This is a genomic window from Verrucomicrobiota bacterium, assembly GCA_016871495.1.
Classification (GTDB): Bacteria; Verrucomicrobiota; Verrucomicrobiia; order Limisphaerales; family VHDF01; genus VHDF01.
The window spans coordinates 25,986-50,882 of the sequence record VHDF01000020.1; the positions used below are offsets into that span (position 1 = coordinate 25,986).

The 24,897-nt window shown below is 61.3% G+C and carries 19 protein-coding genes; 10 read left to right on the top strand and 9 right to left on the bottom strand.

What is annotated here, in order from left to right; all coding sequences use genetic code 11:
• The first annotated feature begins 27 nt into the window (after positions 1-27).
• Positions 28-825, top strand: a complete 798-nt coding sequence (locus FJ404_06610; GenBank protein ID MBM3822541.1) for a hypothetical protein — start codon at positions 28-30, stop codon at positions 823-825.
• A gap of 325 nt (positions 826-1,150) precedes the next feature.
• Here FJ404_06610 and FJ404_06615 read toward each other — a convergent pair whose 3' ends face one another.
• On the bottom strand, positions 1,151-3,049 hold the full coding sequence (locus FJ404_06615; GenBank protein MBM3822542.1) for a hypothetical protein: 1,899 nt from the start codon (positions 3,047-3,049) through the stop codon (positions 1,151-1,153).
• Positions 2,944-4,305 (bottom strand): Gfo/Idh/MocA family oxidoreductase, encoded by a 1,362-nt coding sequence (locus FJ404_06620; GenBank protein ID MBM3822543.1) that lies wholly within the window; start codon positions 4,303-4,305, stop codon positions 2,944-2,946. Before FJ404_06620 ends, FJ404_06615 begins: the two co-directional genes overlap by 106 nt.
• 372 nt (positions 4,306-4,677) lie before the next feature.
• Between FJ404_06620 and FJ404_06625 the strand changes: the two genes are divergently transcribed.
• The 3 genes from FJ404_06625 (at position 4,678) to FJ404_06635 (ending at position 6,769) form a co-directional block, all read left to right on the top strand.
• On the top strand, positions 4,678-6,159 hold the full coding sequence (locus tag FJ404_06625; GenBank protein ID MBM3822544.1) for a serine/threonine protein phosphatase: 1,482 nt from the start codon (positions 4,678-4,680) through the stop codon (positions 6,157-6,159).
• Between the two features lie 181 nt (positions 6,160-6,340).
• On the top strand, positions 6,341-6,574 hold the full coding sequence (locus FJ404_06630; protein MBM3822545.1) for a ferredoxin: 234 nt from the start codon (positions 6,341-6,343) through the stop codon (positions 6,572-6,574).
• A 6-nt stretch (positions 6,575-6,580) separates the two neighbouring features.
• Entirely contained in the window at positions 6,581-6,769 is a 189-nt protein-coding gene (locus FJ404_06635) for a hypothetical protein (GenBank protein ID MBM3822546.1), read from the top strand.
• Here FJ404_06635 and FJ404_06640 read toward each other — a convergent pair.
• The 4 genes from FJ404_06640 to FJ404_06655 form a co-directional block, all read right to left on the bottom strand.
• Positions 6,744-8,714 (bottom strand): YjhG/YagF family D-xylonate dehydratase, encoded by a 1,971-nt coding sequence (locus FJ404_06640; GenBank protein MBM3822547.1) that lies wholly within the window; start codon positions 8,712-8,714, stop codon positions 6,744-6,746. The genes FJ404_06635 and FJ404_06640 overlap by 26 nt on opposite strands.
• Before the next feature lie 70 nt (positions 8,715-8,784).
• A complete protein-coding gene (locus FJ404_06645) occupies positions 8,785-9,930 on the bottom strand; it encodes a sialidase (GenBank protein ID MBM3822548.1) in 1,146 nt (381 codons plus the stop codon).
• Positions 9,927-10,775: an HDOD domain-containing protein gene (locus tag FJ404_06650; GenBank protein ID MBM3822549.1), complete on the bottom strand. Its 849-nt coding sequence runs from the start codon at positions 10,773-10,775 to the stop codon at positions 9,927-9,929. Before FJ404_06650 ends, FJ404_06645 begins: the two co-directional genes overlap by 4 nt.
• Positions 10,751-11,416: a chemotaxis protein CheD gene (locus FJ404_06655; protein MBM3822550.1), complete on the bottom strand. Its 666-nt coding sequence runs from the start codon at positions 11,414-11,416 to the stop codon at positions 10,751-10,753. Before FJ404_06655 ends, FJ404_06650 begins: the two co-directional genes overlap by 25 nt.
• A gap of 400 nt (positions 11,417-11,816) precedes the next feature.
• Here FJ404_06655 and FJ404_06660 point away from each other — a divergent pair, with 400 nt between their 5' ends.
• The 5 genes from FJ404_06660 to FJ404_06680 all read left to right on the top strand — a co-directional run bounded on the left by FJ404_06660 (position 11,817) and on the right by FJ404_06680 (position 18,784).
• Positions 11,817-12,812, top strand: a complete 996-nt coding sequence (locus FJ404_06660) for a hypothetical protein (protein MBM3822551.1) — start codon at positions 11,817-11,819, stop codon at positions 12,810-12,812.
• Positions 12,809-14,941, top strand: a complete 2,133-nt coding sequence (locus FJ404_06665) for a DUF1553 domain-containing protein (protein MBM3822552.1) — start codon at positions 12,809-12,811, stop codon at positions 14,939-14,941. Before FJ404_06660 ends, FJ404_06665 begins: the two co-directional genes overlap by 4 nt.
• Positions 14,942-14,948: 7 nt before the next feature.
• Positions 14,949-16,289, top strand: coding sequence for a DUF1501 domain-containing protein (locus FJ404_06670; protein MBM3822553.1), 1,341 nt, complete (start codon positions 14,949-14,951; stop codon positions 16,287-16,289).
• A 23-nt stretch (positions 16,290-16,312) separates the two neighbouring features.
• Entirely contained in the window at positions 16,313-17,350 is a 1,038-nt protein-coding gene (locus FJ404_06675) for a hypothetical protein (GenBank protein MBM3822554.1), read from the top strand.
• An 84-nt stretch (positions 17,351-17,434) separates the two neighbouring features.
• Entirely contained in the window at positions 17,435-18,784 is a 1,350-nt protein-coding gene (locus tag FJ404_06680) for an acetylglucosamine-6-sulfatase (protein MBM3822555.1), read from the top strand.
• A 21-nt stretch (positions 18,785-18,805) separates the two neighbouring features.
• On the opposite strand, the gene FJ404_06685 is transcribed toward FJ404_06680, so the two are convergent.
• The 3 genes from FJ404_06685 to FJ404_06695 form a co-directional block, all read right to left on the bottom strand.
• Entirely contained in the window at positions 18,806-20,278 is a 1,473-nt protein-coding gene (locus FJ404_06685; protein ID MBM3822556.1) for a YdiU family protein, read from the bottom strand.
• A gap of 93 nt (positions 20,279-20,371) precedes the next feature.
• The gene (locus FJ404_06690; GenBank protein ID MBM3822557.1) at positions 20,372-23,824 is read right to left on the bottom strand and encodes a hypothetical protein; all 3,453 of its coding nucleotides are present in this window, start codon (positions 23,822-23,824) and stop codon (positions 20,372-20,374) included.
• On the bottom strand, positions 23,779-24,114 hold the full coding sequence (locus tag FJ404_06695; GenBank protein ID MBM3822558.1) for a hypothetical protein: 336 nt from the start codon (positions 24,112-24,114) through the stop codon (positions 23,779-23,781). Before FJ404_06695 ends, FJ404_06690 begins: the two co-directional genes overlap by 46 nt.
• Before the next feature lie 66 nt (positions 24,115-24,180).
• Here FJ404_06695 and FJ404_06700 point away from each other — a divergent pair, with 66 nt between their 5' ends.
• Positions 24,181-24,819 carry a DUF1080 domain-containing protein gene (locus FJ404_06700; protein ID MBM3822559.1) on the top strand — a complete coding sequence of 213 codons (639 nt, stop codon included), beginning with the start codon at positions 24,181-24,183 and terminating at the stop codon, positions 24,817-24,819.
• The last annotated feature ends 78 nt before the right edge of the window (positions 24,820-24,897 follow it).

Below are 24,897 nucleotides of genomic sequence, written 5' to 3' on the forward strand. Positions count from 1 at the left end.
GACGGTTCCCGGGCACTTGCCTGCCTGATGGGCACGGTTTTACTCGCCTGCAGTGTTGCCTTCGGTGCGGAGAAGCACAACGGGACCGTCATCCCATTGCCACGAGCCCACGCGCACAACGATTATGAACATCCGCGACCTTTGCGGGATGCGTTGGATCAGGGGTTTTGCAGTGTGGAGGCGGACATTTTCCTGGTGGATGGCCAATTGATGGTGGCGCATGAGCGGGCGGAAATTCGGGAAGGGCGGACGTTACAGAGTTTGTATTTGGAGCCTTTGCGGCAGCGAGTCCAGGCCGGGCGGGGATGGGTTTATTCCGAGAAACGGTCGCTCTCGCTCCTCATCGACATCAAGACGGAGGCGGAGTCCACCTACGCCGCCTTGCGCGAAGTCTTGAAGCGCTATGACGACCTTCTCACTCGATTCGAGGGAACGGCCGTAAACACGCGGGCCGTGACGGCCATCATTTCCGGCAACCGCCCGATCCAAACCATGAGCCGGGAACCGGTCCGTTATGCCGCGGTGGATGGGCGGGTGGCCGATCTGGAGGGGGCCTGGCCGCCAAGCTTGATGCCATGGATCAGCCAGAGTTGGCCCAGTTTGTTCAAGTGGCGCGGGGAGGGCGCAATGGAGGAGGCCGAGGCGCGCAAACTTCGGGAACTTGTGGACCGGGTTCACGCCCAGGGTCGATTGCTCCGTTTCTGGGGGCTTCCAGACCAGCCCTCGGTGTGGAAGGTCTTATGGGAGGCCGGGGTGGACTGGATCAACACGGACAAGTTGAGCGAGTTGAGCGTTTTTATGGCCGCGAGGATGAAGGGGCTGTGAACGGCGCGGTCCGGGAGGCGGAGCGCGGCGTTTACGCCGCATCAGGGTGTGACTGCAAGCGGCCATGGCGCGTTCGAGGCGGTTGGATTGGCGCGCGAACGAACGATTGCAACTTTGGCAGGCGGCGCGGTTCGTCCTCTGCGCATTCTGCGACCTTTGCGCGAGGCAGAAGAAATTCCTCACGCAAAGGACGCGAAGGAGGCAGAGGGCACAGAAGAGCCCGGCTAGTCCGCGTCGGTCCCGCTCGATTCGAGGATAGTCATCATCGAGTTGTCGCAGCGCGGGTTGGGCGGGGCAAGAGTTCTTCGGGAAGGCATGCGGGTTGTCAGGGCAACCCATCCAAGATCCGGGCTTTGGCCTCGGCGAGCTGGTCTCCCTCGTAAAACCTGAGCCGTCCACGCACGGAGACTCGCTGTCCGGGGAGGGCCTCAGGAAGGACCGGGTCGGAATGAATGCAGGGGCAGGGAGGATTGCCCCAAGCGCGTCCGCAACGTTCGAAGGCCAGCAATGCATAGCGGTTGGCTTGGGCGGATTTCACGACGGCCAGGGGGGCGGCGAACTCTTTGCGCTCCGCCGTTTGCTCCTCGAATCCCGGAGCGCCCTTGAGCATGAGGCAGATTTGGGTCCGCAGCGCCGTCAACCTCGCGGGCGTGCCATTTTCCAACCAGAGGGTGAAATCGGCTCCGTCCCGAGTGGGGATCGCTTGAGCCCCGAACGTAATGCCATTAGGCAGTTTCCACTCCGATCGCAGCTCGCCTCCCTCGAGCACCTGCCAATCCACGTTGGGGATCACCCGGTGCTGATGGTCCCAAATCGTGGGGATGTGGGTATGAGCCAGGTAGGTCAATCCGAGGTTGCTGAAAATGGCTTCGGGCAAGTCCAGCACCATGTAGCCGCTGTTCTCCCAGGGAGGAAACAAGGAGAGTTTCGTGCCGCGTTGGGGATCGATCGCGCCATCGAGGAAGCCCGTGCGTGGGTGGCGTCCGCCGGGATAAGGAAGGACTTGAACCAGGCCGGTTGTGACGCGGGAGCCGGTTCCGGCTGGGATTTCCAAACGGGCGGCGCTGGCTTTCGTTTTCTCAACGGACCAGCCCAACACCTGTGCGGCCTCCTCCCAGCGATAGCGATGGTGAACGATCATGTTGCGAAGCCAGAAGGGCGCTTGAGCCCGGGAAGATTCGATTTCGAAAGGCAACGGCAAGGAATCGGCTGACCCTTCCGGATAACGGAGGCTGAGGGTGGGATCTTTGGGCAAGCGGTCCCGGTCGATGTATCGATCAAGGTCGCGCAAGGCGATGACGCGGAAGCCGTGCTGTTTCAGAAACTGGAGGTAATCCCGGAACTGGTCCGGCGCGGTGCTGAGGTCTGGGCGCTGAGCCTCGGGCACGCCATGGAATTGCAGCACCACGGCTTTCCCAGGGATGGCGAGGTCCAACACCCTCTTGAGGTATTCGAGGTTCCAAAATGGGGCGGCTTCGGCGGTCGCGGGAATGAGCAGCGGATGATGCTGCAGGGGATTGAATGCGGGCCCGATCCCAGGGGAGTTGGGGCGCGATTCGGGCATTTTTCCGCGCCGCCCCAGTCGATAACCGAGTTCGTTCAATCGCTCGACGGCTTCCGGTCCAAAAGCATTGGCGCTATAGGCGAAGCTGGTGGGTCTTGGAACTTTGGCCTGTGTGAGGAGGAGTTGGCGATCCACCAGAGAGGTTTGTCCGGCCAGTCTCGAGGCGCCGCGCGGAGTGGAGAAATCCTCGTGGGACCAACTCTGGTTGCCGATTTCGAATCCCATCTGGTGTAATTCCGCCACTTCTTCCCATGTCATGGTGTGGTTGGTGGCGTCCATCCAGCGCCGCGTGACGAAGAAGGTGGCTCCGAATCCGAGTTCCTTGAGCAGGGGTGCGACGAAAGTTCGGTGCGATTTCGAGGCGCCGTCGAACGTCAAAACGACGGTCTTGGCGGGGATCAACTCCGCCGCGTTACCGAGGCAGACCCCCAAGATCAACAGCGCGCATTCGATCCATCGCCTGGGCCGCGTTGCCTGGAGGGAAGGAGGCCGAGGGTGTGATGGCCTGGAGCTCACAGGCGAGGGGAGGAGAGCGTGGGGCTCGGTGCGGAAGGTTAAACCTTCGCCAGGGCTGGGTGGACCCAGGGCGCCCGGTAAGGACGGCGGAGGAGTTTGTTGGCCTCGCGGTCGCCGACGACTTCGCCTTTCACCGGATCCCATTTCAACGAACGGCCCAATTGAGCGGAAAGGTTGGCGAGCACGCAGGCGACACTGGAGATACAGCCTTGCTCGATATCGGCGACGGGCTTTCCACGGGTGCCGATATTTTCCAGAAGATCCTTCATATGGACTCGGATGGCGGAGGCGACGTGTCGTTCGAGATCCACTTCAGTGCGATCCTCGGGGTATTTTTCGTATTCGAAGAGCGGTTCGCCTTTGAGGGTGGCTTCTTTTTTTCCGTGGGGGATGAACTCGTAGCCGCCCACGCTCGCTTTCAGCACGCCCTTGTCGCCGTAGATGAAAGCAGCCCAGGGATATTTGGGATCGGGTGCTTCACCCCAGGAGCGGTGCGTCCAGGCCACGTGCATGTGACCGAAATCGAAGAGGGCCGATTGGGTGTCCGAGATATTCGCCCGGGCTGCTTTGTCTTGAAGAATGCCGCCGGTGGAGCTCACGGTCGTTGGCCAGCCCAGGTCGAGCATCCAACGCACCATGTCAAGCATGTGGACGCACATGTCTCCCACGATGCCGTTGCTGTATTCCATGAAGGCTCGCCACCCGCGAGGATGGACGATTTTGTTGTAGGGGCGCATGGGGGCGGGACCGGTCCACATTTCGTAGTCCAGGTGGGCGGGAGGCTGGGTGTCGGGGGCGGAGGAGAGCGTGTCCCGATTTCGCATGTGGTAATAGCAACAGACCTCGGCGTGGGCGACGCGTCCGAGCAGTCCTTCCTTGATGACGCGATTGCGGGCTTCGATGAGGTGGGGCGTGCTGCGGCGCTGGGTGCCGATTTGGACGACGCGTCGGTGTTTGTGCGCGGCTTTTAGCATCGTTAGGCACTCGGCCACGTCCACGCCGATGGGTTTTTGGCAGTAGATATCCGCGCCGGCTTTGCACGCTTCGATCATGGGCAGGGCGTGCCAGTGATCGGGAGTGGCGATGATGACGATATCGAGATCTTTTTCGCGCAGCATCTCGCGATAATCTTTGTAGGTGCGCGGGCGTTTTTTGGAGAGTTGGCGGCTGGCGACTTGAGTGGCGGCGTCCTCCAACATTTTGGAATCGACGTCGCAAAGGGAGACGACGTCGACCGGGGCGATTTGGATGAGGCGGAAGAGATCGCATTTGCCGTACCAGCCGGTGCCGATGAGTCCGACCCGTTTGCGCTCGCCGACGGCGGCGGCGAAGCTGGAGTTGGTGGCGAGGGCGGCGGCGGCGGCAGCGCCCGAGGTATGGATAAAGTGTCGGCGATTCATGAGGGCGTTGTAAGCCGGGCACGATGAGAAAACAAGTCAACGGATTGCGGGTATTGGAGTGTCCGAAGAACTCAGATCGAATCGTTGAGACTCAACTCCGTGCCCGGCGCCGAGGTGGCGTGAATTCAGGAAAGGGATCGCTTGAAGGGGCTGATGCGACGTGTTCGGTGCAAGCGCAAATGGTCGGGAGATTCTTCTCTCGATCGAGCGGTCAAGCGCGAGGTCTTCTCCGTTGTCCGTTCCAAGCCGACTGTCGCCGTGCCGGTTGCTGTGGCGTGAACGGTGCGCTCCGGCCACTGGCGGGTTCACCGAGGCTTGTTTTGAAGCGGGTTCTGTCCTTGCCAGAATGTTGAATTCCATGAGACTCCCTGCATGATTTCGAGTCCGATCTTCGCCGCCTGGCTGCTCCGTGTGCGCTCGTTCAGGCTTCCCTTTAGGGTGAGCATGGCTTTCGCGGTGTTGGTTCTGGCCGGCGTGGTGTGTCTGCTGCCGGCTCAAGCCGAGCCGACTTTCCAGCAGTGGACCGACGCGTGCGGAAAATTGCCGGCGAATCGGGTGTTGGGAGGAAGGCTCCCTCCCAAAGCGCTGCTTCCGTTGAAAGAGTTCCAGGCGTTGTCCAGTGCCCTCGACCAATTCTTGGCGATCTCGACGAACGGGCCTTTGGCCGGGAAGACCAATTGGGTGGGGCGGGTTCCGAAGCAGGAGACTTTCTTCAACACCGGCCGCGGATGGTTTATGAATCCCGAAGTTCCTTTCGAGCCGTTCGCCCAGAAGCTGGTGCTTCCCGCGGGGAGCCAGGTTTTTCTGCAAGGGGATCTGCATGGGGACATTCACTCGCTGGTCGCCGTTCTCAAGCGATTGAACGAGAGGCAATGGCTGGAGGGGTTCAAACTGAGGCGGCCGGAGTGTCGGATGGTGTTTCTCGGGGATTACACGGATCGCGGACTTTATGGGGTGGAGGTTTTGTACACGCTGATGCGGCTGAAACTGGCGAATCCGGACCAGGTGTATTTTGTGCGGGGAAATCACGAGGATTTGAATCTCGTTGCCCGCTACGGATTTCTTGCCGAGGGCCGGGGGAAATACGGGCGCGAATTCGATGCGGCGCGCATTCTGCGGGCCTACGATTTTTTGCCCGTCGTCATTTACCTTGGGTTGGGGCAAGACTTTGTCCAGCTTTGCCATGGTGGCATGGAGCCGGGATATGCGCCGGCGGCCTTGCTGGCTTCGCCGGGGGACATTGCTTTCGAATTGTTGGGAGAGTTGCGGCAGGCCGATTTTCTGAAGAAACATCCGAACTGGTTGTCGGGTGACGCGCCTTCGGGGGAGGAGGCGGCGCGATTTCTCAAAAATTTTGTTCCGACGGCGCCGACGACTCCGGCGGTGCTGGGATTCATGTGGAATGATTTCACGGTCTTCAGCGATGAACCCTCGTTCGCGCACAATCCCGATCGCGCGTTTGTTTACGGGCATCCGTCCACGCGCTACTGGCTGGCTCAAGCGGGTGGATCCAAAGCCCGCGTTCGGGCCATTATCCGGGGGCACCAACATTCCGGAATTTCGAATCCCTTGATGAGGCGGTTGGTCGCCAGCCAGGGATTGTTCCGCCATTGGCAGGAGGCTCATTCCCCTTCCGCGCAGGCGGCGCCTCCGGCGGCACTGGCGGGAAAATTGGAGGGAGGACAGGAGCGCCGGATTCCCGAAGGAAGCGTTTGGACGTTCAACGTGGCCCCGGACAGTGTATATGGCCTGGGGTGCGACTACGGATTCGCGACCTTCGGAATTTTAGAGCTCGGGGCGGAATTTGGCGCTTGGAAAATTGCGGTGGAAACGGTTCAGGTCTCAGGACGTTGAGACTGGCGTTCCCTGGGGGGGGGCAGTCGGCGGATAGGTCCTTTCGTCGGGTCGCTTGGGTCAAAGGATGGAGCCATCGACCGGACTCGCAGGGTCGAAGGATGGTCCGTCTTCCGAAAAATGGGGACTTGATCTTTCGAGGGATCGAGCAAAATGATTCCTTCCAACGAAGACACTTTTTATGGCTGACATCGCAAACAAGTATCCAACCAACATTACCGGAAAGTTTTACGTCGATAACCAGTGCATCGACTGCGACCTTTGTCGAGAGACGGCTCCGTCCAATTTCACCCGAAACGACGATGGCGGTCACAGCTTTGTCTTTAAGCAGCCCACGACACCGGAAGAAGAAGAGCAGTGCAAAGAGGCCATGGCAGGATGTCCTGTCGAGGCCATTGGCGACAATGGAGAATAGCCGCTCATGCATCCTCCTTTTCATGAAGGCCGCTCCACGCTGGAAGCGGTCCATTTTGGGCTGGCCTTTTACGGCATTGTGGCCTTGCTGATTGGAATGCTGACGACCTCCACCGCGGTTGCGGTGATTGGATTTGGCATGATTTTCGTCGGGTTGGTTTTCTTCTTCCTCAACAATCTTTTCCAGGAGGACTAACCCTGGCCAGGATGGCGTCCACGTCATAGACGCAGCCGCCCCAGGTGCCCCCCCCGGCCTGTTGCAAGGCGGCCCAGAGTTTCGTTTCCGGAGGCAGCGCCGGATGCGGGCTTAGTTTTTTGTCTGGGGAACGCGCCGCCAAAGCTTGGGCGGCGGTTTCGGGATCGAGTCGCTGCTCGGCGCTGCCGATAAAGTCGACGGTGCCTTTGAGTTGTTGGGGATCGATTTCGATTCGCAACCAATCACCCGGCCTCACTTTGCCGAGAGGCCCTCCGGCGAGCGCTTCGGGGCCGACGTGTCCGATGCAGGCCCCGGTGGACACACCGGAGAATCGGGCGTCGGTCACCAGAGCAACGTGTTTCCCGAAGGGCAGGTGTTTGAGGGCGGAAGTGAGTTGGTAGGTTTCCTCCATGCCGGTTCCCATCGGTCCGCAACCTGCGAGCACCAAGATGTCTCCGGCCTGGATTTGTCCCGACTTGATGGCGGACATGGCGTCGCGCTCGCTGTAGTAGACTTTTGCCGGTCCTTCTTTGCGGTACACCCCGTCGGAATCGAGGACGGAGGGATCGATGGAGGTGCTTTTGATCACGGAGCCTTCGGGCGCCAGATTTCCTTTTGGGAAGGTCACCGTGCTGGCGAGGCCACGAGCTTTGGCTTGGGTTGGGGCGAAGATCACATCGTCGGGATTCACTCCATCGAGTTCCTTCAAGAGTTCGCGAAAGCGCAGCCGTCTTGCGGAATTCTTCCAGGCGTCGAGGTTTTCGTCCAAGGTCGCGCCGGTGACGGTGAGCACTTGAGTGTCGAGTACTCCCAGGTCACGCAAGTGCAGCATGACTTCGGGAACACCGCCGGCCAGGAAAACGCGGATGGTGGGATGGGGGACGGGGCCGTTGGGAAGCACGCTGACCAGCCGTGGAACCTTGCGGTTGATTTCGATCCAATCCTCGACGGTGGGGCGTTTCAATCCGGCGGCATGGGCGATGGCGGGGATATGCAGGAGCAGATTGGTGGAACCGCCGAACGCGGCATGCACGACCATGGCGTTGCGAATCGAAGCCGGGCTCAAGACTTCTCGAGTGGTTCGCTTTGACTGGAAAAGTTGGACCAGGGCACGAGCGGATTGAGAGGCCATCTCGTTCCACACCGGCTGTCCGGAGGGCGCGAGAGCGGAGTGGGGAAGGGCGAGTCCGAGGGCTTCGCCGACGACTTGAGAGGTCGCGGCCGTGCCGAGGAATTGGCAGCCTCCTCCGGGGGTGGCGCAGGCGCGGCAGCCCAGATCCGAGGCCTCCTCAAGCGAAAGCAAGCCGTGCGTGAATCGGGCGCCGATGGTTTGGACGGCTCCGGCGTCATCACCGCTGCGGGGGGGAAGCGTGACGCCGCCGGGCACGAGCACGGTGGGCAAGTCGTGGGTTGCCGCCAGGGCCATCATCATGGCGGGGAGTCCTTTGTCGCAGGTGGCAACTCCGAGCACGCCTGATCGAGTGGGAAGGGAGCGGATCAAGCGACGGAACACGATCGCGGCGTCGTTGCGGTAGGGCAAGCTGTCGAACATGCCCACGGTGCCCTGGGTGCGTCCGTCGCAGGGATCGGAACAGGCGGCGGCAAAGGGTATGGCGCCTGTATTGCGGAACGCTTCGGCGGCGGCCCGCACGAGCAATCCGATTTCCCAATGACCGGTGTGGAATCCCAAGGCGATGGGCGTGCCATCCTCGGCTCGCAAACCGCCTTGCGTGCTGAGGATGAGAAACTCAGGCCGCCCGAGATGGCTTGGATTCCAGCCCATCCCGGCATTTTGGGTCCACCCGAACAGATCCCCGCTTGGACGTTCCCGCAGCATGGCTTCGGTGAGGGGCAGCCGGCCTTGGGGGCCCTCGGCGCGGGAGGTGATTTGGAAGATGGAGTGATTTTCTTCGGCGAGATAGCACCGGGGAGAAAGCGTCGGCATATGGAGTCCGGAGTTGAATCGGCTCGCGGTGCCGAGTCAACGTTTTCGGTTGCCGATGAGGCGAGCGGGACTACGGCTGCTTCTTAGGGATCGTGGAATCAGCCTTGAGGGCCCAGGTGAAGAAATCGAGCATCTGCTCATGGGACTCCCGGGTTGGCGAGTGGCCGGGCCGTGTTGTGAGCGCCACCCGATTCGTGTGACCCAGGAGGTGGTTGATCGATCGCAGATGGTTCAGGGCCTGCCATCGTTCCACGGGATCCTCGGAGCCGCCCGAGACCCAGAATGGACGAGGGGCGATGAGGGCGTGAATCTCCTGCAAATCCATGCCGCGGGCGACCATGTTTTTGTAAGCTCCGGTTCGAGGGTTGTCTGGACTCGGCACGCCCCGGGCGGGCCTTGGTTCTTGAGGATCCAAACCAAGGTACCATGGTTCCCAGTAATTCACATTGGGACGCGATTCATCGAAGACGATGCCGGGGTCACTGACCGCGACGCAGGCAAAACGGTCCCACAAGGCGGCGGCGAACATGGCCCATTTCCCTCCGTAGGAATGGCCGACGACTCCAATGCGTTGGGGATCGATTTCCGGGCGAGCGGCCATCGCTTGCCAGGCATTGGCGGCGACGAGAGCTTGGAACGACAGGGGTTGGCAGGTGGCCCCATCCAGGGAGGGTTTCCATGCGTTTCCACCGGGCGTGCCGATGGAGAGGGAGGCGATGCCGCGCCGGGCGAGTTGGAGTCCGTAATCCCGCAGCGGTTCTTTCCCCAGTCCCACGCTCGTTTCAGGTTCGTAATAAACCACCAGCGCAGCGGGGAAGGGTCCCGGCCCCGGCGGCAAGCAATACCAACCCTCGCCCTGGAGTCCTTGCGAAAAGGGAACGCGGACGCGGCTCTGGAGGATCCCGAGACGGTTCGAAGGGGAGATTACCTCGAGCCGGGGATTATCGAGCAACGGAGGCCAGGGCCCCATCAGGCTCGTCCATGCCGCGTGGATTTGTTCGCGTCGTTTTTTCCAAAGCGCGGGGGAATCGGCCTTGGTGCCATCCGGGAAGAGCAAGGGTGAACGGTAGCTGCCGAAGGAGGATTCGAGCGGGGACGGGGGCTGAAAGAAGGAGGAAATGAGACTCCATTCCGTGGAATCAGAAGGGGACTGTGCCTGGCAGAGAGCGGCGGCGAAGGCGAGCCACGTAAACGTGATAGGGAGCCCCTGTTTCAAGTTTTGACTTTGAACAAGGCTTGGACGGATTCGTAACCGTCGACCGTCTTGATCATGTACTGAGGCAGGCTCTCGGCGGTGAGGCCCAGGATTTCCATGGCTTCGGCGCGTCCCCGGAGCGCGAAGGCCTGGTGCCCGTATCCATGGCCGAGGAAATAGGCGATCATGTTGCCGATATAGACGTAGGAGGCGCGTTGAGCGTGGGGTTTGGCTTCGGCGGGGTGGTGGTGATGCCAGATGGCGGCGACGAGGTTGGGCGGGAAGTTCCAGCGCGCGAGCAGTCGTCCGCCGATTTCGGCGTGTTGCACTCCGAGAAGCTTCTTTTCGGCTTCGAGCATGGATTGCTGGGAGTCCTCGGTTTGTTGGACCAATTTGGCATAGACATGCTCCAGGGCTTCGGAGAGCACGATTTTGCCGATGTCGTGCATGAGGGCGGCGGTGAACACCAAGCTTTCGTCTTCGCCCTGGTCGTGGGCGATCAGACGGGCAGCGACGGCGGCGGTGACGGAGTGTTTCCACAGTTCGCCCGGCTCGATCCCGTATCCTTTTTGGGGTGGAGCCAGGGCGCGAGCGCCGCTGACGGCGGCGACCATTTGGTAAATCTGGCGGAAGCCGAGACGGGTGACGGCTTCTTGAATGTCCGTAGCCGGGGTGGCCTGGGCAAAAAAGGCGCTGTTGCAGAGCTGGAGGACGTTGGCGGTCAGAGCCTGGTCGTAGGCAATGAGCTCGACGATGCGGCTGCTATCGACGTCGGGGTCGCCGAGGAGAAGGAGAAGTTGGGGCAGGATCTTGGGGGCGGGCGGGAGCGTTTTGACTTTGTTTATGTATTCGTCAAGCTCTTGCATAAGATCATATCGTTCATTTGGCCCGATATTTTGAGGCGAACTCCTCCGGATTCGGTGTGGAGGAACATGGACCGGCTGACGAGTCCTCCGATTTGCTCGGCGTGGAGACGCAGGTCGTGGTGCTTGAGAATCGACATCAAGTTCTCATAATTGCGCCGTCCGATATTGAAGAAGCCCCCGGAATCGAGCACTTGGGCTCCACCCGCCGCGCAGATCACCAAGTGTTGCCGATTCGCGCCCAATGCTTCAACGGCCCGCAACAAAGCGGGAATGCCCGTGTCGATGAACATCGCGGGTTGTGAGGCGGCTTTGCGGGGTTCGATGGAGGAATCTGGAAGCATCATGTGCACCAAACCGCCCACCCGGGATTGGGGATCGTAAGCGGACACGCCGATGCAGGAGCCGAGGGAATACGTGCTCAAGACCGGACCGGGTTTGTTTGTGGCTGCGAGATCCGCGATGCCGACAATGACCTTGGGTTGACTCGCGTGCGGTGCAATGGCTGTGGGCGGAATCTCGGAAGGAGGCTGGATGGAGGGGAAACGGCTCAGGCGTGGCAGGATGTCCGAGCCCTGAAGGTTGGATTCGAGGATTCTCCCGACTGGAACCGGCCGGGATGGGGAAACAGCGGGCCAAGGCAAGGCGCGAAGGACCGGTTTCGGGACGGGAGGGGCAGGGGAAAGCGCCACCGGACGGGACGGATGGCGATCCGGGCCGCCGCTTCATGGGTTGGTTGGATCTGGAGCATTGAGCGCTGGAAGGGCGATTCTTTAGGACAAAGCTGCGCGGAGAACAAACGGGATTGTTCCAGGCTTCAAGATTTTTGCAAGGATGGTAGCCCGGATATTTCATGCACGGAACGCCCGGTGAGAACCCCGGGCCTGCAAACACAGAGGTCGTCGCGATGGTAGGCCGCGTGCCTCACGCGGCGCACTGTCGCGGATTCAAGCTCAGTATGAAATATCCGGGCCAAGAGGGATATTCGTGCTGGTGATGTTTGGAATCCGGTCTTGTTTCGGCCTCAGCCCGGGGTATGTTTCCATGATGAAAGTGTTTTCCTTCCTGAAATCGGAATCGCGATCCCGAGGCCGCCGGGTTCGCGCAACGCGATGCCACCGGCCATGGCTGGCCTTGCTGCTTGGGTTCGGATGTCTGGGGACCAGGGCCGACGCGATGGCTGCGGATGCGGTGTATTCCGGACCGCAGATTGGGGAGAAGACAACCCCCTTCAAAGTGGTGGAAGTCCTGGGCGAGAACACGGGCCGCGAGCGGGATCCGGTGATGGAAAACAAAGGGGCACCCACCGCTTGGGTATTTGTGCATGGCATTGAGCGGTCCATGGTGCCGTTGTTGAGGGTGATCGATCAGTACGGGGTGGAGAGGCGTTCGTTATTGAAAACGGAGATTGTGTTCCTGGCCGCAGATCGCGTGGATGGCGAGCGACGTGTCAAAGCCGCGGCGAGTTCCCTCAAGTTGCAGGGCAAAGTGGGTTTGTCCCTGGACGGAGGAGAGGGACCCGGAAATTATGGATTGAACAAGGAATGCCTGATGACGGTGCTGGCCGGGAAAGAAGACCGTGTTGCCGCCAATTTCGCGCTGGTCCAGCCCGGTATCGCGGACGCGCCGAAAATTCTGGCCGCGCTGGCCGCCGTCGCCGGAGACAAAGCTCCGCCGACCGTGGAACAATTGACGGAGAAGTCCATGGCTCGAAGCGGAGCGGGCCGCGCGCCGGGTGCCGTGATGGCGGGAAGCCAGGAAAAGCCCAAGGAGAATTTCCCGGGAGCGGTTCCGACCGACGCCAAACTCCAGGGGATGCTACGCAATTACATTCGACCCACGCAAGAAGCGGCGGCCGTCGATGCCCTTCTGGTCGAGATCAAGGCTTACATCAAGGACAGCGAAGATCTGAAAAAGCAGGCGATCGACGGGTGGACTCGGGTCCTGCATTTCGGCGACCGTTACGGAAATGAGTATTCCCGAAAAGTTGGGCGGGAATTCTTGGAGCAACTGCAGCGAGCGCCTGAGCGGAAGCCATGAGAGCGGTGAGCGGCCAGGGAGTGCTTTTGGGGTTGCTGGCTTGCACCGCCACATTCGGATGGGCGGACGCGGGGGGGCAGGTGAGATCATTTCGAGCGGATATTCTTCCGATCCTGACGAAGGCGGGTTGCAATGCCGGAGCCTGCCACGGTGCGGCGACGGGGCAGGGTGGATTCAAATTGAGCCTTTTGGGGTACGATCCCGAGGAGGACTATGCCCGCATCACCCGAGAATGGGCCGGACGACGAATCGACGTGCGGCGACCGGAGTCCAGCCTCGTGCTGGCCAAGCCTTCAGGCCAGATCGAGCACGAGGGAGGACGCAAATTGCCGAGGCAGTCCGACGGGTATGCTGTCCTTCGGGATTGGATCGCGTTGGGCGCGCCGCTCGGGAATCCGGAGTTCTTCGTACGTTCCATCGAGGTTGAACCTCGCGAAATCGAGTTCTCGAACACTCGTTCCAATCAGGCGATGAAGGTCACGGCGGTGATGTCCGACCTTTCGCGCAGAGATGTGACGACTCTGGCGCTGTTCAACTCGAATGACGACGGGCTTGCGGAAGTTTCAAGACACGGTGTGGTGACCGCTCGCGGACGTGGGCTGACGAGCATCATGGTGCGGTATGGGGGTGAGGTCGCCGCCGCGCGTGTTTCCTATCCTTTTTCCGAAAGGAGGGGTGGCGCCCGCGATTTTCCCGTATGGAACGAGATTGACGAGCATATCGGTGCGGAGTTGCATCGTATGGGGTTGGCGGCGTCACCGCTCAGCCGCCCGGGGGAATTCTTGCGTCGCGTCTATTTGGATGTCACCGGCCGCTTGCCAGAACCCCATGAGACCCGGGAGTTTCTGTCCCAGCCCGATTCTCCGGAGCGGCGCCGGCAGGTGGTGGATCGATTGCTGCGGGCGGAGGCTTTCACGGATTTCTGGACCCTGAAGTTTGCCGACCTGCTTTTATTGGGGGGAAAACCCGAGCACGCCCAAGCTTATCATCGATGGCTGCGCCAACAGATTGCCACCCGCGCGCCGTTGGACGCCATCGTGCGGGAGTTGATGACGGCGGAAGGACGGTTGGCCGATCGCGGGCCGGCTAACTTTGCCACGCTTGCGGTGGATGCGCGGGATTGGTCCGAACATGCCGCACGCATGTTTCTTGGCCTTCAGATCGGCTGCGCGCGTTGTCATGCGCACCCCTCCGATCGCTGGACGCAGATGGATTACCACCAATTCGCCGCATTTTTCGCGCGGGTCAACCGTGAGGGTGAAACCGTGGCGGTGGCGTCCCGGGGCGAGGTGGATCATCCCAAGACCGGCAAGCCGGTGATCCCAAGTCCACTGGGAGTTCGCCCTGACGCCACGAATCTCGTGGAGGACCGGCGGCAAGCGCTGGCGGGATGGATCACGCACGCGGATAATCCGTGGTTTGCCCGCTCGTGGGCCAATCGGGTCTGGAAACATTTATTGGGGAGAGGCCTGGTGGAGCCGGTGGACGACCTGCGCCCTACGAACCCCCCGACTCACCCAGCCTTGCTTGACGCCTTGGCTCGGGAACTGACGAAGAGCGGATTTGATCTCCGCCATTTGATCCGCTTCATCGCGAGTTCCCGAACGTATCAGCTCAGCGCCCGTCCGGCGGGGAACAATGCCGCCGACGGCCGGCTTTATTCCCATGCCTTGATGAAGGAACTTTCCGCTCCGGTTTTCGCCGATGTGGTGGCTCAAGTCACGGGCGTGCCGGACACCTTTGAAGGTTACCCGGAAGGCACCCGCGCGGTTCAGTTGATCTCCCCGTCGGTTCCGTCGGCGGCGCTGGACGTGCTTGGACGCTGTGCCCGCAAGCGAAGTTGCGAAACGGGAGCTTCAGGATCGGCGGGGCTGGCGCAGGCCCTGCATTTGATCAACGGTTCCACCATCAATGGCAAGCTAAGGTCCGGCCTTGTGGAGTCGGCCTTGTCCATGGATCCCGGCGTCTGGGTGTATTCCCTTTACGAACGCGCGTTGGCACGTGCCCCGGAGGAGCAGGAGGCTGGGGCTTGGGTTCGGCTGCTCCGGGACGCTTCAGACCGGCGGAGCGCGGCTGAGGATTTGGTTTGGGCATTGCTCAATTCCCGGGAATTTGGAATCAATCAATGATCGCACCATGAAATCAACCTGGGCAACTTCCGGCTCCCGTTCGTGGCGTTGTGATGGCGTGGCGCGGCGAGATTTTTTGAAGCTGGGCTCGCTGGGGGCTTTGGGGCTTGGCTTGTCAGACTTTCTCCGGCTCCAAGCCCTTTCGAACCCGGGGTCTGTCCCGAAAGCGAAATCGTGCATCTTGATCTGGCTCGATGGCGGGCCGAGTCACGTGGACATGTTCGATTTGAAGCCGGATGCGCCGTCTGAAGTCCGCAGCCAGTTCAGGGCGATTCCGACCACCATCCCCGGCTTGAGCATTTGCGAGCATTTGCCACGGACGGCCAAGGTCATGAAGCACGCGGCGCTTCTGCGCTCCCTGACGCACGAACTGGGGAATCACGACACCGGCACGCGTTTTTTGCTCACCGGGCATCGTCCGACTCCGGCGCTGGAGTATCCGAGTCTGGGGAGCCTGGTGGCCCATCAGTCGGGCTTCGCCGGAGCGGTGCCGCCGTACGTAGCGATTCCCGGCGACGCGGTGGGGGGGGATTCCAATGCGGCGCGCGCGGGTTATCTTCCGGGGGCTTTTTCGGCCTTTAGCGTGGGAAGAGATCCCTCGCGAGTGGATGGTTTAGGGCTGCCTGAGGGTGTGGATTTTTCGAGGAGCGAGCGGAGGCGCGACCTGTTGCGGCGCATGGATGAGTTCTCGCGCCGGGTCGAGGAAGGCGCGCCGGCGCGGAATCGCGATGCCTTTTACGAGCAAGCCTATCGGTTGTTGGGATCTCCTGAGGCCAAGAACGCCTTTCTGTTGAATCAAGAGCCCGCGGCCATAAGGGAGCGCTATGGCGGGGGCCATTTGGGTGCCGGATGTTTGCTGGCCCGGCGGATCGTGGAGGCCGGGGCGCGATTTGTGACGGTGGTCGACACCGGATGGGACACGCATCAACAGATTTTCAAGGAGTTGCCGGACTCCCGGTTTCCTGGAAGCGGCAAACTTCCCGCCTTGGATCGCGCTTTTGCCTCATTGATTGAGGATTTGCGGGATCGGGGACTGCTTGAAACCACGTTGGTTGTGTTGATGGGTGAATTTGGGCGCACTCCGAAGCTGAACTCGCTGGGGGGGCGCGATCACTGGCCGCGGGCGGGTTTCGTTTGCCTGGCGGGAGGCGGAGTGCAGGGGGGGCGTGTCATTGGCGCCACGGATTCCCACGGCGAAGTGCCTTCCGATCGGCCCGTGAGTCCTCCCGACCTGGCTTTCACTCTGCTCTCGCTGCTGGGAGTCGATCCCACCAAGGAATTGACGACGCCGGCCGGCCGTCCCATGAAGATCCTGAGCGAGGGAGCGGTGATTCGGGAGCTCTTGTAACGGAAGTTGAGCAGGCCACTCGAATGGCGGAGGGCGACATCAGTTTGAAGACGACGGCTGGGTCGAGGGGGTGCGCAGCCTTCCTTTGGCTGGGGACGGCATGGTTCCTTCTGAGCAGCATGTGCGATTCCGAGGGTTCCGCGGCGAGTCCGACCCAGTCCCGCGTTGCGGTGACCGCGCTCGTTTTTTCGCCGGATGGATCGAGGCTTGTCAGCTCTGGCGCCCGAGAGTTGGAGATTTGGAGGACGGCGAGTCTGGAGAAGGTTGGGGCGGTTTCATGTGACCTGTCCAAATTCGGTTCCTTGAGGTTTGCACCGAATGGCCGCGTGCTGGTTGTCGCCGGCGGGGATCCGGGACGACAAGGAACGGTGCGTGTCCTTCGCTGGCCGGAACGGGAATGGATTTCGGAAACGGGCGAACACGGGGACGTGGTGCATCGTGCGGAGTGTGATGGGACTGGAACCTCATGGGTCACGGCTTCCGCCGACGGACGCCTCGGGCTTTGGAAGATGAGTGCGGAAGGCAAACTGAGTTCGAGTTCCCTGTGGACTGCGCACAAGGGGCCGGTTTTTTCGGCGGTTTTTTTGGGGGAAGGTCGCTGGATCTTATCGGCCGGTGCGGATCGCTCGCTCAAGGTGTGGCGGAGCGAAGATGGCATGCTGGTGCGATCGCTGAATTATCACACGGAACCGATTCAATCCTTGGAGTTGATGGATCCGGGGGACTCGGGGCGTGCGGGTGGCGCCCTCTGCGTCACGGCCGGCCAGGATCGGACGCTCCGGGTGTGGCAGCCTGAAATCGGACGGATGGTGCGGATTGTCCGGGGCCACGAGGGCTCCATCCTTGCGGTGGCTTCGCCCAAGGGCTCCGAGTCCCTTTTTACGGGAGGATCCGAAGGCGTGCTCCGCCGGATTGAGGCTGGCAGCGATCGCATCATGGGAACGTGGAAGATTCACGACGACTGGATTTTTGCCCTTACGGCCAGTCCCGACGGCAAATGGCTGGCTTCGGGCGACGCTTCGGGGCGGATTCGGCTCCATGAAATCGAGAAGCTTCCGTGAATGAGACGGATGAGATTCAACGTTTTTCGAGACTTGTGGTGCCGGCTTGCCTGGGTGTTGATTTCATGCCAGGGCGGTTTGGGGATGGGAGCGGCGCCGTTTCGTGCGAAATCGGAACCGCTCAACGTGTTGCTCTTGTACGCGGACGACTGGCGTCACGACACGCTGGGATGTGCCGGTCATCCCGTGGTGAAAACCCCGCACTTGGACCGGTTGGCGAGGGAAGGGGTGCGATTTTCGAGGAACGCGGTCACCACTTCGATTTGCGGGGTTAGCCGCGCCACGTTGTTTACCGGCCAATGGATGTCACGGCATGGGAACCGCGGCTTCAACGCCTGGCAGACTCCCTGGGAGGAGACATTCCCCGCCCGATTGCGCGCCGCCGGATATTGGGTGGGTCACGTGGGCAAATGGCATAATGGACGCTTTCCCGCCGAGCGCTTTGATTTCGGAAGGTCCTACGCGGGCAGGCATTGGATTCAAGAAGCGGACGGATCCCGGATTCATGTCACGAGCAAGAACGAGCGGGATGCTCTCGAGTTCTTGAGGAAGCGGCCGTCGGATCGTCCTTTTCAGCTGACGGTGGCATTTTTTGCGGCGCACGCGGAGGATGGCCATCCTCAGCAGTTCCTGCCGCAGCCGGAGAGCATGGCGCTCTATCGGGAGGCGAGGGTGCCGGTGCCCCGGACGATGACGGAGTCCCACTTTTCCCGGCTGCCATCCTTCTTGGGGAACGAGACGAATGAGGGCCGCCGCCGCTGGCGATGGCGTTTCGACACCGAGGATCGATACCAGGAATACATGAAGAATTATTATCGACTGGTGACGGAAGTGGACGAGGCCTGTGGGCGCCTGCTGCGAGAGCTTGAACAACAAGAATTGCTGAACCGCACTTTGGTCGTTTTCACCACTGACAACGGCTATTTGCATGGCGAGCACGGGCTGGCGGACAAATGGTATCCGTTTGAGGAAAGCATTCGGGTGCCCTTGATTGTGCGCGATCCTCGCCTGGCTCCCGGGCGTCGCGGGCAGGTGAGGGAGGAGTTGACCTTGAATGTTGATCTGGCGCCCACCTTGCTGGCGGCGGCGGGATTGCCCGCGGCTCCGGGCATGCAGGGCAGGGATTTTGCCCCACTCTATTTGAAACGCCTCGGGCGTCCTGCCTGGCGGAAGGCCTTTTTTTACGAGCACCCCACGATTCAGAATCGGGATTTCATTCCTGCTTCCCAGGCCTGGGTATCGCGTGAATGGAAATACTGGTTTTGGCCCGAGTTTCAGCGCGACCAGCTGTTCGACCTGAGGTCCGATCCGGGTGAGGAACGGGACCTGGCGGGGGAGACGTCGCAGGCGAGGCGGCTTTCGCTCATTCGAAAGCGATTTGGCCAGTTGAGAGAACAGGCTGGAGCCGCGAGTCAGGCGGATCCCCAGCGCTGAGACCCCGTACGAGATCGGGGCTTACGTTCCACAGAAAGTTTGGTGCGGTGGCGATCCTTCCGGTGGCGGAGTGGTGTATTCATCGGGGAGGGTGGAGTGGTAGTCGAAAGGACTCGCCAGGGTGCGAAGGAGGGCTCGAACCGGTTCCCAATCGTCGTGTTTCACCGCGGCATCGAGGGCCTTCTCCACGACCCGATTTCTTGGAATGACGCGCGGATTGTGGCTGCGCATCAGGGCGATGACTTCCGTCTTGGGCTGGGGTTGGCGCGCAAGCCGGTCTTTCCATCGAGCATGCCACTTGCTGGAACCAAGGTCGCCAAAGGAGAGGCTTTCCGCAGGCGCGTCTGCAGTTAATGCCGCGAATGTGTTCGTGAAGTCCGCCCTCGCTTTTTCCATCCCGTCGAGCAGGTCTTGGGCGAGAAGAGCGTCGTCACTCTCCTGCGTAAACAGCCCCAGCTTCGCGCGCATGCCTCGCTGCCAGCATTCTGTGAAAAGGGGGGCGAAACGGTTCAGGATGGACTGGGCGCGGGAGAGCGCATTCTCCGAGTCCTCGTCAAGGAGGGGCAAAAGAGTTTCCGCCAATCGGGCCAGATTCCATTGCGCGATCGCGGGCTGATTGCCAAAAGCGTAGCGTCCGCCGTGATCGATCGAGCTGAATACGGCCCGTGGATCATAGCGGTCGAGAAACGCGCACGGGCCGTAATCGATCGTTTCTCCGGAGAGTGCCATGTTGTCCGTATTCATGACCCCATGGACAAATCCGGCGTTCATCCATTTCGCGAGGAGCGTGGCTTGCCGTTCCATCACCTCTTCGAACAACGACTCCGCCTTGTTTTCGGAGTCCAGGCGACTGGGGAAGTGCCGTTGAAGAGTGTAGTGGACAAGAATCCGGAGGGTGTCGAAGTCATGGTGGGCGACGACCCACTCGAACGTGCCCACGCGGATATGGCTGGAAGCAACGCGGGTGAGCACCGCGCCGGGCAGGGGGCCTTCCTGGCGATAGACGGTTTCGCCCGTCGCGGACACAGCGAGGCTGCGCGTGGTGGGAATGCCCAGGGCGTGCATGGCCTCGCTGATCAGGAATTCCCGGATCATCGGACCGAGTGCGGCGCGGCCGTCACCGGACCTTGAAAAGGGTGTGCGACCGGAACCTTTAAGCTGGATGTCGAAGCGATCTCCTTCCGGCGAGATCTGTTCGCCTAGAAGCAGGGCGCGTCCGTCACCCAGTCCGGTGAAGTTTCCGAATTGGTGTCCTGCATAGGCCTGGGCGAGGGGCAGGGAACCTGGTGGCGCCTCGTTGCCGGCAAAAAGGGCGTCGGTCCCCCGGAGGGTATCGGGGTCAAGACCCAGGGATTCGGCCAGGCGGGTGTTGAACAGGACGAGCTTGGGCTCCGTTACGGGGGAAAGCCGCCATCGCTGGTGCAAGAGGGGCGGCAGCGTGGCGTAGGAATTCTCGATCCTCCAGCCGGCATCGGAGGGAGGACGAATGGTCATGGAACTTCGCACGGCAAAAACTAGCGAGGAAATGCAGGGTCGGCAATGACAGGGCGGTGCATCCGCAAGTTGTCGGGGCACGCCGATTGGGAGCTACTCCTCGGAAGTGACAATCAAAACCCCGCGCATCAGTCGCCAATGGCCGGGAAAGGTGCAGAGGAAAGGGTAGGAGCCGGGATTTCGGGGTGCTTCGAAGCGCAATTCGGCGCGGCCTTTCGGGTTGACCAAGGGCGTGGCCGCGAGAATCTGAGGTGAATCTGGCACATAGGCCTTGGCCATGCCCTGAGGATCAGCCGCCATGCGATCGGCCAAGGCTCCGACCTCTTCCCCGGCTCCCGCCTGCACGAGCACCCAATTGTGGACCATGAGATCGGGATTCTCGAAGACCAAGCGAACTTTCGCGCCCGCCTTGACCCGAAGTTCCTTGGGAGAGAATTGGAGTCCGGCCGCGGCGCGAACCGTCAAGGCACCGCCTCCCGCCAATTGGGTCTCGGTCCAGGACGAGGCCATGGCCGCGAGATCGGCGGTTTGTCCGGGCAGAGTGACGGTGGCCAAGCGTTGTCCGACAGGATCGAACAGATACGCCGGCGGCGGACGCCCCTGTAATTTCCGATATTCGATCTCCAGCAAGTTCAATCCCGGTTTTAGCTCGAACTGGGCTTGTTGCTCGCTGCTCCATTGGGAATCGTGAGAAAGCACGGTTTCGCCGTTGACACGCACGTCGAGAAAACTGTGCTTGGTGGACAGGATGGCCGGCTGCGCGGACTCGGAGCGAACCAAGGTTCGAAACACGCCTGGACCTAGCCGTTCGCCCGACGAATCGCTGGTGTCGATGGTGACGGGTGGACGTCGCGCTTCTTCGCCCAGGAACTGCCAGTAGCGAACACGAGTGTCTGGGGAGGTTTCGAGGACCGGCACGCTGCGGCCTTTCGCGGGTTTGGTGCCCTGTTTGAGATCTTCGAGCATTCTCAACACATCCGTCTGGGTTGGGCGGAGGGCATGGAGAGCATGCTCAACCTCCGGATGACCTGGACGCAAATGGGCGACGGCATCGACGACCTCCATTTGGACACGAGGATGCGTGTCGCCTGCCATCGTGTGGAGCCGTTCGACGAGTTGAGGAATGCGGTCGAATTGATAACGCGCAAGCCGCACTGCCGCGGCGCGATGGTGGGGCGATGCCGAGCGTTGAAGCCGGTCCAGCAGGGCGGGACGGGTTTCGTGGAAGCTTTCGAGAACGAACAAGGCTTCCAGCACCGATTGATCCTCGTCGAGATGGCGGGCTGCCCATGCCTCCACATCGGCGATCACGGCCCGGCCTTGGCGGCGAAGCTCAAGCCGGGCGTGTTTGCGCACCAGATCCTGCGGATGGCCCAGCAATTCCAGCAGATCGGAGACCGACCCCCCGAGAATGCGGGGCCAATTCGTGACGACCGGACGGCCTTGGTGCGTGATTCTCCAGATGCGGCCTTTGACATGGTTCCAGCGCGAGTCTCGCATGGGATGTTGAGCGTGTCCGATGATGGCGCTGCTGAAATCGGAGACATAAAGCGCGCCGTCGAAACCGAACTCCACGTCCACAGGACGAAACGCCGCGTTCGTTGAACTGACGAGGTCGAGCCGCCCGCGGGCCCGGGCCATGCCCTGATTCAAGTCGAACTGGGTCATGGAAACCAGATAGGGTCCGACGCAGGCGGCGGAGGCGATGCCTTGCTGATACTCGGGGGGAAAGTTTGGACTCGAAATGCTGGCGGCGGCGCTGCCTTTGCCGTAGCCCAGAATCTTGGCGTGCGCGAAGGGATGATAGATTCCGAGCGGCGTCCACGTGAGCGCCAATCCGTCGAGGACCAGTCCATCTCCATACATCTGAAAGATATTGCCCGTTCGGTCGAAGGTGATTTTCCATGGATTGGGCGTAATGCTCTGCCATTCGGATTCGATGCGGTTCGAGCGCGGGTTGAGGCGGTAGGTGGTGGCGTCCACACCTCGGACGACGCCCCAGGGCGTTTCGAATTGGGATCGATGGAAGACGCCATCCGAGAACCACACGTTGCCTACCGGGTCGGTGGCGATCATGCCCCCATGGTGAGAATCGGTGAGATCGAGTCCGCGAAGCCGTTCGTGGCGGCGGTCGGCGCGGCCGTCACCGTCGGTGTCTTCGAGCAGCCAGTGTCGCGATTGTTCAGAAACGAGGACCCCTTCGGAGGTAAACGCGATGCCGTCAAGCGCGTCGAATCCTTCAGCGAAGACCGTCGATCGGTCGGCTTTTCCGTCCCGATTGGTGTCTTCAAGCACGAGCAGTTTGTCCAATTGCGGCTGGCCTGGAATGGTGTGAGGAAAGCTGGGCATGGTGACGACCCAAAGCCGTCCACGGGCGTCGAAGGCGATTTGAACCGGTGCGCGCAGGTCGGGAAACTCCTCGTCGGAGGCGAAAAGATTGACCCGGTAATCGGGAGCCACTGTGAACTCGGCTTGGGCTTCGGACGCGGACTTGACGACTCCGACGCTGTGAGTGGATCCACCGGAGGGAGGAACGGGGGGCGGGGCCAGCAGAATTGGGGGTGCGTTGGAGAAACGGGTGGAGGGATTCACGGAAAGTTCATGAACGAGGGCCTCCGCCAGGTCGATGCGGCGGAAGTAGAGAGGCATCTCGGCGTCGCGTTCTTCCGGTCGTTTGCGCTGGCCGTAGTAGAGAATACCGTTCTTGGGACGGACCGTTTCAGCGACGAAATGGGCGAGCCGGGCGGCGGCGGGGCGGACTTCATCCAGTCTCTCGGGAGCGATGCGACGAAGCAGCACCGTGTCGAGGCAGGACTCGGCGATGACCCGGGCCATCCTGCGATTCCCCGCGTCGTTCAAGTGCAATCCGTTCAGGGTCAGTTTGGAGGGACTCGATGAATAGGCGGTTTGGCTGGCACGGAAAAGGTCGATGAACAAGGCGCGGCGTTGCTCCGCGGTTTGGGCGAGGACCTGACTGTAGCGGGCGAGATCTGCGTTGCGAGTGGAAGCGTCGGGTCCGGTCCAGCCGGGTTCGAGGGCGGTGGGGGCAAGCAGAACCCAGCTCGCGTTGGGGTGGAGGCGTTGCAACTGGTCGAGCATTTGATGGAGATGCGTACGGAACGTTTCCAGGCCGGAGACTCCGGCAAAGGATTCGTTTCCCCCGAAGGCGAGGAAGACCACCTGCGCGGGCCAGCGGGCGAGCATGGCTCGAAGATGATCCGCGTAGCCTTCCGCCCGGAGGCGGTGGCCGACTTCATCTCCCGTCCAGGCGAGAGAACGAAAGCGGAGCTTCAGGGCCGGGTTTGCGAGGTGGAAGAGCGACTGCAGCTCGCCGTTTTCGAGCAAACATTCGACCAGTGCGCCTCCGTAGAAAACGAGAGTGTCCTGGGGTTGGAGGGCGATCCGGGGACTCGCGGTCGCTGGCCCCAAGGGGGCGGGTTGCCGGCTGGATTCCTTTTGGGCATCGTTGTCCGCCGCTTGGCCGCAAAGGAAGATGGACGTCAACATCGCGCCGAGGAGGGGCAGGAAATGGAAGCGATGGTGCATGCGGAAGACCGTATCCGCGTCCGTGGCGGGGGGGCAAGCCGGCGGATGGTGAGCGTGGGAGATCGTTGGGATGGATGGCCTGGTGAGGGATGCCGCGGGTTTGGCCGGAGGCCGGGGCGCGGCACGACTTTCGGCCGGGGACTGGAGAGGCAACCCCGAACTGCGGATCCGTGCATCCCGATGTTGTTGGTAGGGCGGGCCTGTCCCAGCCCGCCGCCCACGGGATGCAAAACATCATGCTCCGGCGGCGCGCCGGGACGGACGCGCCCTACCTGCATCACCGGCAACATCGGGATGCACCGACTGCGGATCAGGGACAAACGCGGGGGTTGTCGAGGCGGGCTTTGTTCTGTAGAATGCAAAGCATGAAACGCATCCTGCTTTCCCTTGTGGCCGCGCTTGCCGCGGTTTCCTTCATTGACGCCGCCTCGAACGAGGAAGGATTTGTCTCCATCTTCGACGGCAAGACATTCAACGGCTGGAAGATGGCGAATGAGAATCAAAAGACGTGGCGGATTGAGGACGGCGCCATGGTGACGCGGGGTGAGCGTTGTCACGTGTTTTACGTGGGGGACGAAAAGCCGTTCAAGAATTTCGAGCTCAAGATCGATGTCATGACCGAGCCCGGATCGAATGGGGGGATTTACTTTCACACTCGTTACCAGGAAACCGGCTGGCCGAAACAGGGTTTTGAGTGCCAGGTCAACGTGAGCCAGGGCGACTGGAAAAAGACCGGCAGTCTTTACGATGTGGTGAATCTGGCGAGCACTCCGGCCAAGGATCGTCAGTGGTGGACGCAGCACATCACGGTGAAAGGAAACAAGGTCACGGTTCGCATCGACGGCCAGATTGTTCTTGAATACACGGAGCCCAAGGGGGCCGTGGCCGGAACGGATTTTACGCGGAAATTGAACGAGGGCACGTTTGCCTTGCAGGCGCACGACCCGAAGAGCGTGGTGCATTTCAAGAATATTCGCGTCAAGCGGCTCGATTGACGAGTCGTTCCAAGCTGGCATGAAGCCCGAGCCACGCCGTGTGGCCCGGGCTTTTTTGCGTCAGGCATCGAAGAGGAG

Excerpts from the sequence above, each read along its gene's own strand:
- FJ404_06685 (MBM3822556.1), bottom strand. The coding sequence starts at position 20,278 with ATGACCATTCGTCCTCCCTCCGATGCCGGCTGGAGGATCGAGAATTCC.
- FJ404_06665 (MBM3822552.1), top strand. The coding sequence starts at position 12,809 with ATGAGAGCGGTGAGCGGCCAGGGAGTGCTTTTGGGGTTGCTGGCTTGC.
- FJ404_06695 (MBM3822558.1), bottom strand. The coding sequence starts at position 24,114 with ATGTTGCCGGTGATGCAGGTAGGGCGCGTCCGTCCCGGCGCGCCGCCG.
- FJ404_06675 (MBM3822554.1), top strand. The coding sequence starts at position 16,313 with ATGGCGGAGGGCGACATCAGTTTGAAGACGACGGCTGGGTCGAGGGGG.
- FJ404_06610 (MBM3822541.1), top strand. The coding sequence starts at position 28 with ATGGGCACGGTTTTACTCGCCTGCAGTGTTGCCTTCGGTGCGGAGAAG.
- FJ404_06635 (MBM3822546.1), top strand. The coding sequence starts at position 6,581 with ATGCATCCTCCTTTTCATGAAGGCCGCTCCACGCTGGAAGCGGTCCAT.
- FJ404_06660 (MBM3822551.1), top strand. The coding sequence starts at position 11,817 with ATGATGAAAGTGTTTTCCTTCCTGAAATCGGAATCGCGATCCCGAGGC.
- FJ404_06615 (MBM3822542.1), bottom strand. The coding sequence starts at position 3,049 with ATGGGATCCGGTGAAAGGCGAAGTCGTCGGCGACCGCGAGGCCAACAA.
- FJ404_06650 (MBM3822549.1), bottom strand. The coding sequence starts at position 10,775 with ATGCAAGAGCTTGACGAATACATAAACAAAGTCAAAACGCTCCCGCCC.
- FJ404_06640 (MBM3822547.1), bottom strand. The coding sequence starts at position 8,714 with ATGCCGACGCTTTCTCCCCGGTGCTATCTCGCCGAAGAAAATCACTCC.
- FJ404_06625 (MBM3822544.1), top strand. The coding sequence starts at position 4,678 with ATGATTTCGAGTCCGATCTTCGCCGCCTGGCTGCTCCGTGTGCGCTCG.
- FJ404_06620 (MBM3822543.1), bottom strand. The coding sequence starts at position 4,305 with ATGAATCGCCGACACTTTATCCATACCTCGGGCGCTGCCGCCGCCGCC.
- FJ404_06680 (MBM3822555.1), top strand. The coding sequence starts at position 17,435 with ATGGGAGCGGCGCCGTTTCGTGCGAAATCGGAACCGCTCAACGTGTTG.
- FJ404_06690 (MBM3822557.1), bottom strand. The coding sequence starts at position 23,824 with ATGCACCATCGCTTCCATTTCCTGCCCCTCCTCGGCGCGATGTTGACG.
- FJ404_06700 (MBM3822559.1), top strand. The coding sequence starts at position 24,181 with ATGCAAAGCATGAAACGCATCCTGCTTTCCCTTGTGGCCGCGCTTGCC.
- FJ404_06670 (MBM3822553.1), top strand. The coding sequence starts at position 14,949 with ATGAAATCAACCTGGGCAACTTCCGGCTCCCGTTCGTGGCGTTGTGAT.
- FJ404_06630 (MBM3822545.1), top strand. The coding sequence starts at position 6,341 with ATGGCTGACATCGCAAACAAGTATCCAACCAACATTACCGGAAAGTTT.